Consider the following 16,657-nt stretch of genomic DNA (forward strand, 5'->3'; position numbering starts at 1 on the left):
CATTGATGGGCAATTATACCTGATGAAATTATGGAAATTACGGCGGCGGCGCGCCTTGCGCGATATCCAATGCCTTGATTTCGAAATATGCTTTGATGACACGTGCGACCATGGGGCCTGCGACGCTCGCTCCCTCTCCCCCATTGTAGGCGAAAGCGATCACTGCAATTTCCGGATCCTCGAAGGGAGCGTAGGCCACCGTCCACGAATGTGTGGGCCAGGCGCCGAATTGGCAGCGGTCCGCTGCGCGGGCGACGTCATCGCAATACTCCGCCGTCCCCGTCTTTCCCGCCACTGCAATGGGGAAATCCGTGAAAAGATCGCTCAGGGTGCCGAAGGTGGTATCGGTTACTGTCCGTCTCGTACCCGCACGGACAGCCTGGACCGTTTCAGGCTCGACTATCTTGAAATCATCCGTCAACGTGCAATACGGACCGTCGCATGAATATTCCTGAATCAGGGGTTCAACGGTAATATCCCATTTCATGTTGGGCGTGAAGGGAGATATTTGATAACTGCCCGGCGTTTCGAATTCGGTGGCGGTAAAGTCCTGCGGATTGAACCACACTTCTACAACATTGCCATCGCCGTCCGTCACCTGCCGGACGATGGTAGGCTGCATTACCTTGCCGTTGTTGGCAATCGTCGCACCTGACATCAGGACCTGTAATGGCGTAGCCAGCACATATCCCTGACCGACGCTGGCAATATAGGTGTCACCCGTCGACCAGTTCTCACCGGTGTTGATGCGCTTCCACTGCGGGTCGGGAATCAACCCATCCTGTTCACCCGGTAACTGAATACCCGAAGCGGCATCATACCCGATGGCACGTGCGTATTGTTGAAGGCGTTCGATCCCCAATCCTTGCGGGATTTCGTTCTCGAATCCGCCGCCCAATTTGTAGAAACAAACATTGCTCGAGTAAGCGATACATTGCAGAAAGGTCAATGGACCGAAACCTTCAGGACGCTGATCGAAAATATAATCGACAAATGGGCGGGTGTTGCGATCCGTGCAGGGATCGTTCGGGTTGAACCGCTCACACAAAAGCAACTGGCCCGGCGCCTGGACGATATCATCCAGATCGACAACACCTTCGTTGAATGCGCCAGTGGCTGTCGATAGTTTAAAGGTCGAGCCAGGCGGATACTCAGCCGATATGGCATTGTTCAACAGGGGTTTGCGCGGGTCCTGACTCAGTTGTTCATAGTAATACGCAGGAATGAAGCGGCTTAACCGGTTATTTTCATACGTAGGATAGGAAACCATCGCAAGGATCTCGCCTGTCTTCGGATTGATGGCGATGATCACTCCACTTGAAATACGCACACGTCCAAAATATGTATTCCAAAACCGAATTTCCTCTTCCAATGTTGCCTGTGCAGCCGCCTGCAACCGCGTGTCGATGGTCAGATAAACATTGTGTCCCGGCACAGGCGCGATGGGCGGTTCGAGGTTCCGAATCTCCTGCCCGGCGACATCCACCTGGACGACGCGCAAACCATTTCTGCCAGCCAGAATATCCTGCAGTGAAGTTTCCACGCCTGCATACCCGATCTTGTCGCGGTTGGGGATGAATCCCTTCGCGCGCAATTCCTCCTCTTGAGAAGCGGGGATCGGACCCAAAAAGCCAATGACATGCGAGGTCAAAGATCCGGTCGGGTAATCGCGGATCGGCTCGATCTCCACGCTCACACCGGGCCAGTCCACTTTTTTCTCCTCAACAATACGGGCGACCTCCTCGGACACATTACATTGAATCTTCACGGGGCTGTATGGTGCAAGAGTATCCTGCAATGCAACCAGCTGGGAAATACCCGGTCCGGGCACACAGGGAGCAAAAAGTTTTGCCTCTTCCAACGATTCGTCGGTTACCGGTCCGCCCACCGGGACGTCCACAAGTTCGGAAAGTTCCCGATAGATTCGCTGGATATCCGAGTCGTCCACCGGCAGGTTGGCGGGAGTCACAACCACGTTATAGGATGCGACGTTTCGCGCCAATATATATCCGTTGCGGTCGTAAATGATCCCGCGCGCGGCAGGGATGCTGACCTCGGTGGTGTAATTGTCCACTGCGCGGGTATGATACAGATCGCTGTTGAATAGCTGCAGGTTGATCAGACGCAGAATGAACCCCGTCAGGGTGATTCCAACCACGAAATAGATCACCCCGAGACGCCACGCCTCGAATCGGACTGGTCTTGATTCTGAACCGGTGCTCATGCAAACTCCTCGACCGGGTATACCCAATGCGACACGTCGCGCATGAACGGATATATCGGGATGCACAATAGCATATTCAACAACAAACTTGGCAGGGTTACAAGACCTGCGACGTCTCCGAACGAGAAAGTTGTCCCCAAAAAACGAAGGATGATAAAAGAGAGTAGATGAAAGAACAGGGTGCCCAGAAATACAACACTGAACATTGCAAGCAGCGGCGCCTGCCACACTCTGCGCTGAAGGATTCGCGCAACGAATAAGACTCCGAAATACCCCAATACCATAACAGGAAGCGGCAGGCTGGAGATGAATCCAAGGAAGAGACAGGCAACCGCGCCCCAATGCCAGGCAGATTCGACTCTTTCCTGTAACGCCCAGGCGGCAAGAAGCACGAGCGGCAGGTCGGCATATCCATTGAGCAGCCGGATCTGACTGACAATGGAGGATTGGAGAATCACAGCCAGCCCCAACAAAGGGAATGCAATTAGATTTCGCATGGAAGGATCAAGGAATAGGAGTGGTCGCCGGTTCGAGGGGCGCAATATCCACCGGGCGGAAATTGGTGATGACCAACACGATCTCGAGGCGGGAAAAATCCACGGCAGGCTGAACCGTCGCCTGTTGGAACAACTCAAATTCCAGGGCACGAACCGTGACGACCTGCCCAATGATAAGATCCGCGGGATAGCCGCCGCCCAATCCGGAGGTCAAAATCAGGTCCCCCGCCTCAACCGTGACATTTTGAGAGATCAAATCGAGCAAAATATCACCGGTGACCGAACCGTACAAAACTGCGCTCGTATCGGCGTTCTGTAGATACACGTTGACCGATGATGCCGGGTCGGTGACGAGTTGAACACGGGCGGCGTCGGCAATGACTGCATCGATACGGCCGACCAGGCCTTGATTCGTCACCACCGGCATGCCGCGGCGGATATCATCGTTGGAACCGCGGTTGATGATGATGTAATGAAGGAAAGGGCTCGGGTCGCGGCCAATTACGGATGCAGCTTTATACGTGCTTTCGGGATTGGAGCGGGAAAAATCCACGAGCGCGGCGAGGATCTCCGTTTCGTTCACGCGCTGCTGAAGTTCGATCAATTGCGCCTGTAATTGAGAGACCTGCGCTTCCAGTTCGGCATTGCGCTGTCGCAAAGTGACGATATCGCGCGGGGCGGTGACAAAATCCTGAAAACCGGTAAATCGTCCGGCGATCCAGGTTTGAATATTGATCAGGGTTGCTGTAAATCCGCGCGAAGCCGAACCAAGCACGCCGCTAAAGGCAAGCACAAGGATTCCGCCCACGACCAGAAAGATAATGGTTGTTTGTAAGGAACGGGAATTCATTCGAAATTACAGTCCAACACGCATCGATATGCTTCGTCCTGAGATTGCACGATGCTGAAAGAATACCATATTAAAATCTTTTTCGATGAGGGGAAAATGAAAAATAACCGGCTCAAATATGCCGCGTACTGCCGCGTTCCAGGCCGATCAGGTACCGGCTGAGACTTTCCAGGTCTTCGAAAATCATTGCCGCGCCACGCGCCACACATGTCAACGGATCCTCCGCCACCCAGACTCGCAATTTCAACTCGTCGGTGAGCCGGTCTGCCAGCCCCTGAAGAAGTGAGCCGCCTCCCGCCAGACAAATCCCAATATCCATCAGGTCCGATACGATCTCTGGCGGGATCTCATCGAGCGCATCACGCACGGTATCGATGATGACCTGGACGGATCCCGAAAGCGCTTCACGAATTTCAACCGATGATACTTCGACGGTTTCAGGCAGGCCGGTCACAAGGTTTCGCCCGCGAACCTCCATGGTTTTTTCGGGCTGCAAGGGATAGGCGGAACCGATCTGCCATTTGATCTGCTCCGCAATGCCCGTGCCGATCAGCAGGTTGTATTTATTGCGCAGATATTGCAGGATATCCTGGTCCATCTCGTCGCCTGCGACGCGCAAAGACCTTGAAGCCACCACCCCACCGATGGACATGACAGCCACTTCGGTTGTACCGCCTCCGATATCCACCACCATCGATCCGCGGACTTCTCCAATGGGAAGACCGGCTCCGATCGCAGACGCAATGGGTTCTTCGATCAACAAGGCTTGTCTTGCGCCGGATGCCATGACCGCATCGTATACCGCTCGTTTTTCCACTTCGGTCACACCGGTGGGCAGCCCAATGATCACTCGCGGGCGCGGCAGCGGGACCACGCTTTGTTCATGCACTTTTCCGATGAAATATTCCAACATCACACGGGTGACATCGAATTCGGCAATGACCCCGTCCCGAATGGGACGCACGACCACGACATTTGCTGGCGTACGACCGACCATCTCTTTGGCTTCCAGCCCGATTGCGAGCGGCTGGCGCAATTTCTTATCCACCGTCACCCAGGATGGTTCGTTGATTACAATGCCCTTCCCGCGGACATGTACAAGCGTATTTGCGGTGCCAAGATCGATGGCGATATCGAGTGAAAAGAGGCCTAACAGCCAATTGATGGGGTTGAAGGCCAAAATCGGCTCCTATGATACGGGGATGGGTTCGGGTGGAACTTTCGAGGAATTATACCATGAGGGGGAATCTTAGATTTTTTCAGCCAGCCTCCATTAACACGGTAGAATCGGGAAATAATTTTTGTAATCGGAGGAAGCCATGTCCAAATTTGCGATCGTCACCGACAGCACCGCCTACATCCCGCCGGAATTGACAAAGAAATACGGTATCCACGTCGCGCCGCAAGTCCTCATTTGGGAGGAAAAAACCTATCGCGACGGGGTAGATATCCAGCCTTCCGAGTTTTATTCCAGGCTAAAGACCGCCAAAGCCATGCCGTCCACATCGCAGGTCTCGCCGGCGATCATGCAGGAAATATTTCAGGGCATCGTCGATAACGGGTTGTCCGTGCTGGGTATTTTCATATCCTCTAAATTATCAGGCACCCTTCAATCTGCGATTCAAGCGAAAGACCTGATGGGCAGCGCCGGGGAGAAAGTATATCTTGTCGACAGCCAAGCCACCGCGATGGCGCTCGGGTTTCAAGTGCTTGCCGCTGCACGCGCGATGGAATCCGGGGCAAATCTCCAGGAATGTACCGCGCTTGTGGAAAAATCCCGCGAACGAACTGGCGTGTACTTTGCCGTGGATACGCTGGAATTCTTACATCGCGGCGGCAGGATCGGCGGCGCGCAGCGGTTCATCGGTTCGGCGCTGAACCTCAAACCGATCCTTGCTCTTAAAGAGGGAAAGGTCGAAGGCATGGACCGCATCCGCACCAAGACCAAAGCGCACGACCGTGTGCTGGAATTGGTGACGGAAAAGGTGAAAGGCAAACCCAATATCCGCCTCGCCACTCTGCATGCGGATGCGGCGGATGACGCAAAAAAACTTCTCGACCGCGCGAATGTCGAGCTTTCACCTGTCGAAAGCCTGTTCACAGAGGTCAGCCCTGTTGTTGGCACTCATGCAGGACCCGGAACAGTAGGGCTGGCATACATGTTCGATTGATGATGGATAATTTCCAATTCGAGCGCATCGCCAAAACGATGCCATTCCTCAATAACGCAGATCCGGAACTTGTCAGGGAGTTCCGGAAATCTGCGTTCCTGGCGCGGATTCCCTCCGGACGGGATATTTTCCTGGAGGGTGACACAGTCGAATCAATCGCGTTGCTCATCTCAGGCGTTGTGCGGGTGTACAAGATCGGCGAGACCGGACGCGAGATAACGCTTTACCGTTTCGGCAACGGCTCATCGTGCATATTGAGCGCCAATGCGATCCTCAGTTATAAGACCTTTCCGGCCATTGCCACGGTCGAAGAAGAGGCGGAGGCAGTCATGATTCCCGCCGACGTTTTCCGCGGCTGGGTCAAAAAATTCGATTTCTGGCGCGACTTTGTTTTCGACCTGCTGTCGCAAAGGTTATCGACCGTCATGCAGGTCGTGGATCAGGTTGTCTTTCAACGCATGGACCGCCGCGTGGCGGCTCTACTGCTCCAACGCGGGCGAAGCGAGAATCCCATTCGCGTCACCCACCAGGAGATCGCTTCAGAATTGGGAAGTTCCCGCGAAGTGATCAGCCGCCTGCTCGAAGATTTCATCGCCGAAGGCAGTATCCGTTCGGGCAGGGGATTCATCGAAGTGCTGGATTTTGAGCCGCTGGAAACCCGCTCGAATATGTGACATTGTCACAGACAGGGACGAGGGACTCTCCTATACTGGGGGCATCAAACAAAACTAAAGGAGATTTTTCCAATGAAACGCAATATGTCCAACGCCGATCGCATCATCCGCCTCGTGATTTCCGCCTTGTTCGTCTACCTTTACTTCGGCGGGATCGTCACCGGAACTTTCGGCATCGTCCTGCTCGCGCTCGCCGGGGTTTTCACCCTCACTTCGATCGTCGCGTTCTGCCCGCTCTACGCGCCGTTCAAGTTCAGCACCTATAAGGCTTAACCTGCCGAGGAGCGGATGGTTCGCCATCCGCTCCATTCTTAAAGCCATGAACTTACAGGAATTTCAACACAAAATCGACACAGCCGGGAAACCCGTCATCGTGGATTTTTGGGCTGGCTGGTGTGCCCCGTGTATGATGACAAAACCGGTTCTCGAGACACTCGGGCAGGAATACGCTAAAGAGGTGGCGTTTCTGCCCGTCAATGCCGATACCGCCCGGGAACTGCTCCAGCAATACCGGGTCTTTAGCATTCCCACTGTGCTCGCCTTTCAGGACGGTCGTGAAGTCGCCCGGTTGACAGGGGCGCAGAACGAAGCGGGATATCGTACCGTCTTCGAATCCCTGGCGAAAGGGAAAGAAATCAAGATTCCGATGAACATTTTCGACCGGTTGCTCAGGCTGGGTTCCGGCGGTCTGCTCATCGTTCTGGGCGTCATGAACGGTAACTGGCTCCTCCTGGGACTCGGTGCAGTGCTCGCCTTTTTAGGCGTGTATGACCGTTGCCCGATTTGGAGGGCACTGACAGGAATACTGAAGAGGAATTAATTGCCTCAGGTAGGAGTAACGGCTCAGGGTCACGCCTGAGCCGTTTTGTTTCCATGCGAAACGCCCCGACGGGTATAATCCAGTTCATGACGCAGAAAATCCCATTGGTGATCGGAATCGCAGGCGGGTCAGGTTCGGGAAAGACCACCGTTGCCCAGGAGATCCTGCGAAGAGTTGGCGCAGATAGCATCGCATTTCTCCAACACGATTCGTATTATAAAGACCTGCGGACGATGAAAGCCTCCCAGCACTCCGATGTGAATTTCGACCACCCGGACGCGCTCGAAACAGAACTTCTGATCAAGCACATCATCGCGCTTAGGGATTTCAAACCCGTGCAAGTGCCGATCTATGATTTTGCGAACGACACGCGCAAGCCCGAGACATTCACCGTCGAGCCGAAAAACGTGATCCTCGTGGAAGGGATTCTCCTTTACGTGGAACCCGACCTGCGGAAGTTGTTCGATGTCAAGCTCTTTGTCGATACGGATGCCGACATTCGTTTCATCCGGCGCTTGCAGCGGGATCTCTCCGAACGCGGCCGCACCACCGCATCTGTGATCGAACAATATTTTGCGAGCGTGCGCCCGGCGCATCTCGAATTCGTCGAACCGTCCAAACGATACGCGGATGTCATCATCCCGGAGGGCGGATACAACACCGCCGCGCTCGACATGGTCACCGCAAGGATCGAAAATTTACTCAAATAAATCACAAAGGAGAACTACATGGCAAAACAATGGAGCAAGCCCCCCGAAATGCAGATCGACCCGAAAAAGAACTACCGCGCGCGCATGGAAACCGACAACGGCACGATCGTGCTCGAACTTTTTGCGGATAAAACCCCCGTGACGGTGAACAACTTCGTTTTCCTTTCGCGCGAAGGCTACTACGACGGAGTGGTCTTTCACCGCGTGATCGCAAATTTCATGGCGCAGGGCGGCGACCCGACCGGGACCGGTAGAGGCGGACCCGGCTATCGCTTCCAGGACGAGTTTCACCCGAGCCTGAAACACAACAAGCGTGGAATCCTTTCGATGGCGAATGCGGGACCGGGGACGAACGGCTCGCAATTCTTCATAACGCACGTGCCCACGCCGCATCTCGATAACCGTCATACTGTCTTCGGGCAGGTCGTGGAGGGCGAGGATGTTTTGATGTCGATCCCGGAGCGCGACCCGAGCAACGTCAACGCCCCGGCAGTGAAAATTCTCCGTGTCACCATCGAAGAAAGTTAGACCGGCAAAAAAAGGTTCAAAGACCGGCAAGTCGAAGAGTTCAAAGGCTATTAGCGGCGGAGGAAAAGGAAAAAAGAAGAAAGAAGATATTTCGCCTGACACTCATCGTGTTGACCTTCCGGTTTCAAAACCTGAAAACAAACTCCTGACGACCATCCTGCGAATCCTCGCGGTGCTGGCAGTGGCCGGGATCACCGTCTATGTATACAGCATCCGCGACCGTGTGGAGGAATTTGCTCAGCTGGGTTATTTCGGCGCATTTCTCATTGCGCTGATCGCCAACGCGACCGTGATCCTGCCCGCGCCGGGCGTGGCGGTGGTTTTCGGGATGGGTGCAGTGATCAACCCGGCGGGCGTTGGATTTGCAGCCGGGGCAGGCGGCGCGCTTGGCGAATTAACCGGTTATCTTGCCGGTTATGGGGGCCAGGCTGCGGTTGAAAATTCGCAAACATATAACCGCATCCTGCCCTGGGTTCAAAAACACGGCGCATGGATGATTCTCTTGTTATCCGCCATCCCCAACCCATTTTTCGATGTGGCGGGAATCGCCGCCGGGATCTCGAAAATCCCGCTATGGAAGTTCCTGCTCGCCTGCTGGGCTGGCGTGACGATCAAGATGCTGATCTTTGCCTTTGCCGGAGCCTACTCGATAGATTGGATCGCAAGTTTCTATGAATAACATGGACCTGAAAGGTTTCGAAGCCTTTCAGGTCTGATTTTTCAAAAAGGAGCTAATCATGAGCAACTACGAAAAGATTGACGCTTTTATCGACAAAAACCTGAACCAAAGCCTCGATGAACTCAAACGGTATGCCGCCCAGCCGAGCATCAGCGCGCAAAACCTTGGACTGAAGGAATGCGCGCTGATCGTGAAGGAAATGCTCGAAAAGCGCGGATTCAAATCACAGATCATGGATACCGACGGCGCGCCGGTCGTGTTCGGTGAGAGAAAAGGCAAGAGCGATAAGACGCTTCTGATCTACAATCATTACGACGTCCAACCGCCCGAACCGCTGGAATTATGGGACAGCCCGCCGTTCGAGCCGCAGATTCGCGATGGGATCATGTACGGGCGCGGCGTGAGCGACGACAAGGGACATCTCACCTCCCGTTTGCACGCCATTGACGCATTCCTCGCGGAGGAAGGCGAACTTCCCTGCAATATCAAGTTCATCATCGAAGGCGAAGAGGAAACCTCCAGCGTTCACCTGCACGATTTTATTTCTCAAAATCTCGACCTGCTCAAAGCCGATGCCTGCATTTGGGAGTTCGGCGGCGTGGACCACCGCGGACGCCCCCAACAGTATCTGGGCTTGCGCGGGATTTGCTATGTGGAGCTATCCGTGACTTCGTTATCGACGGATGTCCACTCGGGTCTGGGCGGGAGCATCCTGCCGAACGCAGCCTGGAGGCTGGTCTGGGCCTTGAACACCCTCAAGGGCAAAGACGAACGAATCCGCATCCCCGGCTTTTACGATGATTGTGTCCAGCCCACCGACCGCGACCGCGAGTTCATGGAGAAATTGCCGGACATGGCCGATGAATACAAACGACGATTTGGAGCAAAGAATTTCATCAAAGGTCTTACCGGCGGCATGGATTTGAAACTTGAAGAAGTTTTCGTCCCGACCTGCACGATCTGCGGCCTCACCAGCGGATACCAGGGACCCGGCTCGAAGACCGTCCAGCCGGCATTTGCTTCCGCCAAAGTGGACTTCCGCCTTGTGCCGAACCAGATGCCGCAGGATATTCTAAAAAAACTGCGCGCCCATTTGGATGCCGAAGGCTTCAGCGACGTCCAAATCAATTTCCTCGGAGGGGAACCCGCGGCGCGGACCGATCCGGATCATCCCTTCGTCAAACTGGTGGTCGATACGGCGGAGGAAATCTACGACGCGAAGATGGACATTGTCCCAATGATCGGCGGCTCGGGACCGAACTATCCCTTCGTCCACAAACTTGGACTCCCGGTGGTGACAATGGGAATCGGTTACCCGGACACAAAAGCCCACGCCCCCAACGAAAACTTCCGCCTCGACCTGTATGCCCAGCACGCAAAACACACGGCAAGGGTCATAAAGGAGTTTGCAGCGTAAACGCAAGACCGAAGACAATGGACGGTAGCCGATGATCTATTGACCGTCCATTGTCCATCCTCCACCGTCCGCTAAAGTGACCTTTTTCACTCCGATTTCATGACTTTCTTTTTACTAAAATTGTATATAATATGTTTGTAACAAATTTCACAATATTACGCTACGTTTGGAGGAACCCATGTTCGTAGGCGAAAGAATGTCTCACCCTGTTATCACCGTCACGCCGGAAACCCCGGTGCATGACGCACTTGCCATGTTCAGAAACGAACGCATCCGCCGCGCGCCCGTCGTCAAGGACGGGAAAATGCTCGGCATAGTTGCCGAAAGGGACCTGCTCAACGCGTCTCCCTCCCCCGTCACCAGCTTGAGTGTGTGGGAAATGAACTACCTGATCAGCAAAGTTACGGTCAAACAAGTGATGAGCAAAAAAGTGATCACAGTGGATTTCGACACCCCCATCGAGGAAGCGGCGCGCATCATGGCTGATAAAAAGATCGGCGGCCTGCCCGTCATGCGGTCTGGCAAAATGGTCGGCATCATTACGGAAACCGATCTGTTCAAGATCCTGCTTGAGTTGATGGGCGCCCGTACGAAAGCCATCCGGGTCACCGCCGAGATCGCCGACGCCCCCGGAACCCTTGCCAAGGTCACAAAGGCGGTGGCGGAAGCGGGCGGGAATTTCATCTCCTTCGGTTTCTTTTCCGGCGAGGACACCAGCAGCAAGATCCTCACCTTCAAGGTGGCAGGCCTGAAAAAGGACGAGATCACCAAAATCCTGAGCAAAGCGGTCAAAAAGTTTTGGGATATCCGTCAAAGTTAGCGCATCATACGGCGAGCGCGCGGAGTTTCTCCGCGCGCTCTTTTTATTTCATGGATTTGCATCCCACGGCGCGACCCCCCGCCCGCGCCCGCCTCTCAATGAACCGATGATGGGCTCAGCCAACCCGGGCAGAATCTCCGCCGTTGCCGCGAGCAGACCGAAACAACCCGCGATCATCATGTCGCCGAAGGGGACGGCAAAGTATGGTTGGAGGAATTTACTATTTTCGATTTCAGATTGACGATTGAAGAGACTTCTACGGGGACCCGTCACCACTACATCAAAGTCAGCCCTCCCAAATTCAAAGACCTCATCCGAATACATCAGGGCGCCGTGACCCATGTCGTCAAAGACATCTTCATGTTTGAGGGAGCCGTCTGCCAGTTTGCGAATCAGGTTTTCGAGTTTCGCCAGGTCGATCTCGCCGGTATGATGCTCGAACACGCCTTCGATCCCCTTTTCACCCAAACGAAACGCCAGGGTATGAAAATTACCGACATTGCAAACGATCTTGTTTTCGCGATTTGCAACAGCCGGATCAAAATCCGCGCCCAGGACCGCAGCCGGTGCAGTATCCATCACCACAAGCGGACAGGGCAGATCGCCAGCCGAATCCGCGACCGAACGCAGGCGGGTCATGATTTGCGGAATCTTGTCGGAAGGATAGGCAAACGCCGAAAGCGAATTCCTCTCCCGAATGCGGTCATCCAAATAATCGAAGCGGAATTGCCGGTCAGAGACGCCGGGCGGCGCATTGCCGTGATCGAAGACGGCAACCGCTACCGCCGCAAGATCGCTCAACGAAATGCCGTAATCGGAGAACGTCCTGGAGATCGATTCGAAATCAAAATCCTTCAACTCAATACGGTGGACCGTGGAAGACAGCCGGTTGGCTTCGTCTTCCGAAATGATCATGATCCCCAGCGCTTCCACCTTATCCAATTCGTCGTTCAAGGTCGTCGCGGCGGACGCGGTCATGTAAACGGGAATCCCTGCGCGGGCAACTTCTTCGATCGCCCAGGCTGAGGGGCCGCCCCCCATTTGGTGACCGGTGAGCAGGATCGGGGTCCGCGAATGAAGCGATTGTTTGAGACGGCGATGAACCATCATGGTGGGCGAAGGCAGGACGAGTTTGAATCCGTTCTCGATGTCGAGATTCGAATCATAGAGAAAAATATCCTGCGTGCCTGTGCCGATATCTACTGCTAAAATCTTCATGCCTGAAAGTCCCTCGCTTTAAACCTCGATGCCCAACCACAAACGGATGAAATAACCGATGACGAACGAGAACAATGCCACGCCGAGGCTCAAGCCCGCCATCTCTAAAAAGCGTTCGCGGAACGACTCGCCCTTCGCCACCGAAATGTAATAATTGAACACCGCGATGATGACAACGGCGGTCGAGAGGGCGATGACAAGGTCGAGGATGTAATTGTCGAAGAGCAGGTACGGCAGGACGAGAAGCGCAACCGTCACGATATAGGCGATGCCGGTGTAGACCGCCGCGCGCACGGGATGCTTGGATGTGTTCTCGGAACGGGTCGAAAGATATTCGCTCGCCGCCATCGACAGCGACGCGGCGATGCCGGTGATCAGACCCGACAACGCAATGAGTTTTACGTTCTGAAGCGCGAGGGTAAGTCCGGCCAGGGCGCCGGTCAACTCGACAAGCGCATCGTTCAAGCCGAGCACCACCGAGCCCGCATACTGCAATCGTTCTTCATCCAGCATATCGATCAGTTCCCTTTCGTGCTCGTCCTCTTCGTGCTGGAATTTTGCGGCTTCGGGGATCTCCTCCATGACCGACGCGTAATTCTTCTGAGCCGTCTCTTCCCCGCGTTCCATGAGTTTTACCCCGAAGGTGAAGCCGAAGAGCAGGCTGAGCGCCGTATAAAACCAGACATTGAGCCAGCGCGGGCTGACCTCTTCGCCCGAGTATTTTTTCCACTCGTTGTAATGTCGCAGCTCGTCCTCCGCGATGCGGTCGAGGAGCGCGGAATTTTCCGTTGATTTTACGCGCTTTGCGAGTCGTTTATAGATATGGTATTCGGTGATCTCGGTCCGCTGGAAAAGCAATACCTTTCTGCGGATATCTTCGCTCAGTGCCTGCATATCGTCTCCTTGTACATGAATGCGGATATTTTACGCCATAATCGCAAACAAAAACACGCGCCGCCTGGCGCGTGTTTTATCGGAAACCGTCTTATATTTTTTGCAGGACGAAATACCAATAACGCCGCCGCTCCAAATGCGGCGCAGACTTGGGGGAATCGATATCGAGACCCGCGAAATGATAGAACTGCTTGCGCAGGATGGGCGGGATGTATGTGTTGACCAGGTGAATACGCCGTTCGCGGTCCTGTTCCATGGCTTTGAGGACGTTATCGGTGATGTCCTCCTCGTGGACGACCTTCAGACCCATGGCGTGGATTTGTCCGTGCCATTCCGCGACCTTTTCTTCATAACGCAGGTCGGTATACAAAAAATGACCGCCGGGCTTCAATACCCGCCGCACGTGCTGAAAAAATTTCTGGATGTTGGGATAATACAGGGACGCTTCCACATTGACGACCAAATCGAAGGAGGCGTCGGGGAATTTCAGGTCCTCGGCGTTGCCGTGCTCGAAGCGCAAGCCATCCATTTGATGATGTTCGCGGCAGAATTCGACGGCGTTGGCGGAGAAATCGACGCCGGTGTAAGATTTTGGCTTGAAGTGACGCACGATGAACGCCGCGCCTCCGCCCCGCCCCGAGCTGACCTCGAGCGCGTCGGCGTTCGCCCAATCCGCATGTTTTGCCACGTGATGATACAACTGCAGGGGGTACCGGTGAATCTCGTCGTCGGGGTCGAGCGCCAGAGGTTCATGCCCCAGGTGATGGGCGGTATAACCGAAATTCATGAAGAGCACATCGCGTTTGAGGTTCAACGCCGAAATGAACTCGTATTGCAGGCGGGTGAGCAGGCTCTTCAGCGTGATGAAGCGATGGAAAAGCAGTTTATTGAACATATCCTCTCTCCTGTGACGAAAATTACAAAGACGTCCCTACGCCTTTGTAAAAGATGCGGGTTATAACACAGCGCGCCTTATGAAGATGCACCGCTTTCAAAAATGCAGAGAGTCATCCACCCGCTACCCGCAGCGGAAATGTTATTCCGCGACCACGATCGTAAATTCTTTATCCAGGGTCTGCCCGCTGACCTGGGTCCCAAAACACCATACGGACAGGGTGAATGAATACGTCCCCGCCTCGGTCGGCACTCCGCTGATGACGCCAGAATCTTCGCCCTCCATGAAGACCAGTTCCAGCCCGGCGGGGAGGGTTCCGCTCGAAATGAACATGTCACCGACAGGAGTCACATTTTGGGTGATGCGCACCAGGACTTCGTATTTCTCGCCGATCTTCGCATCCGGCAGGGACTCGGGTTCGATGACCAGCGGATCGGTGACGGGTTCGAAGTCGGGTTCCGGCTCTTCCGTCTGTATCCCTCCCGAGCCGCCTGTGAAGAGGGAACAAGCCAGGGCGGCAGCCGACAGCAGCAGAAGAGGAAAGACCGGCAATAATCTATTCTTCATGATTTCTCCTTTGGGTATGTCATCGAAAATATGCCGCATGATTCACGGCGCATTGACCTTCGCCATCATCTTTTATATATCCAAACATCTAGGCAGCGCTTTCATGAAAAAGGACCGACCACGCATGCTCATTGCCTGCCAGCAGACTTAACCCCGCCCGCACAGGTTTTGGACAAGGCTGCGCATCGAAGGCTGTTGCCACATCAACGGCGGCGGGCGAAAAATAAGCAATGACCTCACAATGCAGGCGGCCCTCCGATTCAGAGCGAATAAATACAGCCATGGAACTCGGCTTCCCCGCGGCATTGAATGAACGTTGAAATCGGTCTTCGATCTCAGCGGAGGGAGTCGCCGCCATGATCCCATCTCCAAGGCTGACAGAATACCAGTTATTCATCAACTAAAATCCCGTATGGGCTGCCTAGCCTTCACCATGGCCGCGTTCTCCTGTTATGAATTCTTCCACGCCATAGCCGCTCTCGATTAATTCTTTGAGGCGCTGAGTAAACCGCGCGGCAGGCGCTCCGTCAATAATGTCATGGTCGAAGCTGATGGTCATGCACAGGTATTCGCGAATCTCGATGCGGCCGTCCACCACGCCGGGTTTCTCGGCAATACCGCCAAGCGCAATATCAAGCGTATGCAGGCCAAATGGAATGGCCCAGCCACTGCCCTTTCCAAACATTCCAACCGAGGTCATACCGACCGTGCCGAAACTCTTTTTTAACCAGTGTGGGTTCTTGAAAATAAACCAGAAGAAAATGTCCCAGGCAAATGCGGGCAGGAGACCCAGCCACTGAACCCCAAACTCGCGGGTTTGTTCCGGTCTTGCTTTGGTTGCGCGGATCTCATTATGAATATCTCTTAACGTGCGCTTGTTTGCCGCGCGGACCCAATGGGGCACGACTCTTTTTCTTCCACCTGCTTCAACCTCAACCATCGTATTCACATCCACCTCATCAAAGATGATGAGCCTGTTCCGCCAATCACGGTAGGCGTGCATCCTCTTGTTCCGGTCTATGGCTTTGACGAGACAGGCGATGACGAACGCAGTAAAAGAGAGCGCCTCGCCGGTGCGCGTTCTATGTTCGTGGATCATGCGGCGCGCCCGGGTCACGTCCACTTCGATCAGGGCATGGATCGTGTGTTTCCGCGATGCGAGCCGGCCGCCCTGGACCGTCACCTGCCGTTCCATGGGGAAGGGCAGCGCTTCATATTTCACTTGATTCATGGTCATAATTCACCTTTGTATGCGCCCATATCCCCCCCTATAAAGGACTACTGCTGCATCGAGGTTGCAAAAATCGTGGCGAAAAAGCCAAAATACAAAATGGCGCAACACAGCGATACGACGATCAACCCGGCGTGGACCCAGCCCAGGACGATCCCTGCCGTTGCCAGTCCATCGCCGCCTGCCTTTGGCGGATTGGACCTGGTCTCTTTACGAGCCTCATAGCCGGTCCAAATGGCAACAATCGCGCCAATGACCGGCAGCATGACAAAACTTAATATCCCTGAAACCAGGCTGACGATTGCCAGCGTACTGGTGGGCAACATCGGGTACCCTGTGTTCTGTGTGTAATTTTGTTGATTCATCTTCATTCTCCTTTATTGTCTATTGCGACCATCCGGTTAACTCCTCCCCGCCCTTGACTTGCAACTCCCGCAGCATGATGGTTTTCGTGATTGCGTT

Annotated in this window: 20 protein-coding genes; 9 read left to right on the forward strand and 11 right to left on the reverse strand. The window is 54.4% G+C overall.

The window, feature by feature from the left end; all coding sequences use genetic code 11:
- Window positions 1–37: 37 nt before the first annotated feature.
- The 4 genes from mrdA to HS100_22185 form a co-directional block, all read right to left on the reverse strand.
- Window positions 38–2,224, reverse strand: a complete 2,187-nt coding sequence (mrdA, locus tag HS100_22170) for a penicillin-binding protein 2 (GenBank protein MBE7436638.1) — start codon at window positions 2,222–2,224, stop codon at window positions 38–40.
- On the reverse strand, window positions 2,221–2,721 hold the full coding sequence (locus tag HS100_22175) for a hypothetical protein (GenBank protein MBE7436639.1): 501 nt from the start codon (window positions 2,719–2,721) through the stop codon (window positions 2,221–2,223). The genes mrdA and HS100_22175 overlap by 4 nt, the downstream gene beginning before the upstream one ends.
- A 7-nt stretch (window positions 2,722–2,728) precedes the next feature.
- The gene (mreC, locus tag HS100_22180) at window positions 2,729–3,571 is read right to left on the reverse strand and encodes a rod shape-determining protein MreC (protein MBE7436640.1); all 843 of its coding nucleotides are present in this window, start codon (window positions 3,569–3,571) and stop codon (window positions 2,729–2,731) included.
- 112 nt (window positions 3,572–3,683) lie between these two features.
- Window positions 3,684–4,727 (reverse strand): rod shape-determining protein, encoded by a 1,044-nt coding sequence (locus tag HS100_22185; protein ID MBE7436641.1) that lies wholly within the window; start codon window positions 4,725–4,727, stop codon window positions 3,684–3,686.
- A 163-nt stretch (window positions 4,728–4,890) separates the two neighbouring features.
- Between HS100_22185 and HS100_22190 the strand changes: the two genes are divergently transcribed.
- From HS100_22190 to HS100_22230, 9 genes are all read left to right on the forward strand, one after another.
- Entirely contained in the window at window positions 4,891–5,742 is an 852-nt protein-coding gene (locus tag HS100_22190) for a DegV family protein (GenBank protein MBE7436642.1), read from the forward strand.
- Complete coding sequence (locus tag HS100_22195) at window positions 5,742–6,416, forward strand: Crp/Fnr family transcriptional regulator (protein ID MBE7436643.1); 675 nt, start codon at window positions 5,742–5,744, stop codon at window positions 6,414–6,416. Before HS100_22190 ends, HS100_22195 begins: the two co-directional genes overlap by 1 nt.
- A gap of 72 nt (window positions 6,417–6,488) precedes the next feature.
- Window positions 6,489–6,689, forward strand: a complete 201-nt coding sequence (locus HS100_22200; GenBank protein ID MBE7436644.1) for a DUF2892 domain-containing protein — start codon at window positions 6,489–6,491, stop codon at window positions 6,687–6,689.
- 46 nt (window positions 6,690–6,735) lie between these two features.
- The gene (locus HS100_22205; GenBank protein ID MBE7436645.1) at window positions 6,736–7,236 is read left to right on the forward strand and encodes a thioredoxin fold domain-containing protein; all 501 of its coding nucleotides are present in this window, start codon (window positions 6,736–6,738) and stop codon (window positions 7,234–7,236) included.
- Window positions 7,237–7,322: 86 nt separating this feature from the next.
- A complete protein-coding gene (udk, locus tag HS100_22210) occupies window positions 7,323–7,946 on the forward strand; it encodes a uridine kinase (GenBank protein MBE7436646.1) in 624 nt (207 codons plus the stop codon).
- 18 nt (window positions 7,947–7,964) lie between these two features.
- Entirely contained in the window at window positions 7,965–8,474 is a 510-nt protein-coding gene (locus tag HS100_22215) for a peptidylprolyl isomerase (protein MBE7436647.1), read from the forward strand.
- The gene (locus HS100_22220) at window positions 8,452–9,153 is read left to right on the forward strand and encodes a VTT domain-containing protein (GenBank protein ID MBE7436648.1); all 702 of its coding nucleotides are present in this window, start codon (window positions 8,452–8,454) and stop codon (window positions 9,151–9,153) included. Before HS100_22215 ends, HS100_22220 begins: the two co-directional genes overlap by 23 nt.
- A gap of 58 nt (window positions 9,154–9,211) precedes the next feature.
- Window positions 9,212–10,570, forward strand: coding sequence for a M20/M25/M40 family metallo-hydrolase (locus HS100_22225; GenBank protein ID MBE7436649.1), 1,359 nt, complete (start codon window positions 9,212–9,214; stop codon window positions 10,568–10,570).
- A gap of 178 nt (window positions 10,571–10,748) precedes the next feature.
- Window positions 10,749–11,390, forward strand: coding sequence for a CBS domain-containing protein (locus HS100_22230; protein ID MBE7436650.1), 642 nt, complete (start codon window positions 10,749–10,751; stop codon window positions 11,388–11,390).
- A gap of 48 nt (window positions 11,391–11,438) precedes the next feature.
- Here the strand turns inward: HS100_22230 and HS100_22235 are convergent, their stop codons facing one another.
- The 7 genes from HS100_22235 to HS100_22265 form a co-directional block, all read right to left on the reverse strand.
- The gene (locus tag HS100_22235; GenBank protein MBE7436651.1) at window positions 11,439–12,608 is read right to left on the reverse strand and encodes a DUF1786 domain-containing protein; all 1,170 of its coding nucleotides are present in this window, start codon (window positions 12,606–12,608) and stop codon (window positions 11,439–11,441) included.
- An 18-nt stretch (window positions 12,609–12,626) separates the two neighbouring features.
- Window positions 12,627–13,502 (reverse strand): VIT1/CCC1 transporter family protein, encoded by an 876-nt coding sequence (locus HS100_22240; GenBank protein MBE7436652.1) that lies wholly within the window; start codon window positions 13,500–13,502, stop codon window positions 12,627–12,629.
- 91 nt (window positions 13,503–13,593) lie between these two features.
- On the reverse strand, window positions 13,594–14,397 hold the full coding sequence (locus tag HS100_22245; GenBank protein ID MBE7436653.1) for a class I SAM-dependent methyltransferase: 804 nt from the start codon (window positions 14,395–14,397) through the stop codon (window positions 13,594–13,596).
- A gap of 141 nt (window positions 14,398–14,538) precedes the next feature.
- Complete coding sequence (locus HS100_22250) at window positions 14,539–14,964, reverse strand: putative Ig domain-containing protein (protein ID MBE7436654.1); 426 nt, start codon at window positions 14,962–14,964, stop codon at window positions 14,539–14,541.
- 88 nt (window positions 14,965–15,052) lie between these two features.
- Window positions 15,053–15,361, reverse strand: coding sequence for a hypothetical protein (locus HS100_22255; GenBank protein ID MBE7436655.1), 309 nt, complete (start codon window positions 15,359–15,361; stop codon window positions 15,053–15,055).
- Window positions 15,362–15,385: 24 nt separating this feature from the next.
- A complete protein-coding gene (locus HS100_22260) occupies window positions 15,386–16,195 on the reverse strand; it encodes a 2-oxo acid dehydrogenase subunit E2 (GenBank protein ID MBE7436656.1) in 810 nt (269 codons plus the stop codon).
- Between the two features lie 47 nt (window positions 16,196–16,242).
- On the reverse strand, window positions 16,243–16,521 hold the full coding sequence (locus tag HS100_22265; protein ID MBE7436657.1) for a DUF4190 domain-containing protein: 279 nt from the start codon (window positions 16,519–16,521) through the stop codon (window positions 16,243–16,245).
- Window positions 16,522–16,657: the final 136 nt, after the last annotated feature.

The organism is Anaerolineales bacterium, from assembly GCA_015075725.1.
Taxonomy (GTDB): Bacteria; Chloroflexota; Anaerolineae; order Anaerolineales; family Villigracilaceae; genus Villigracilis.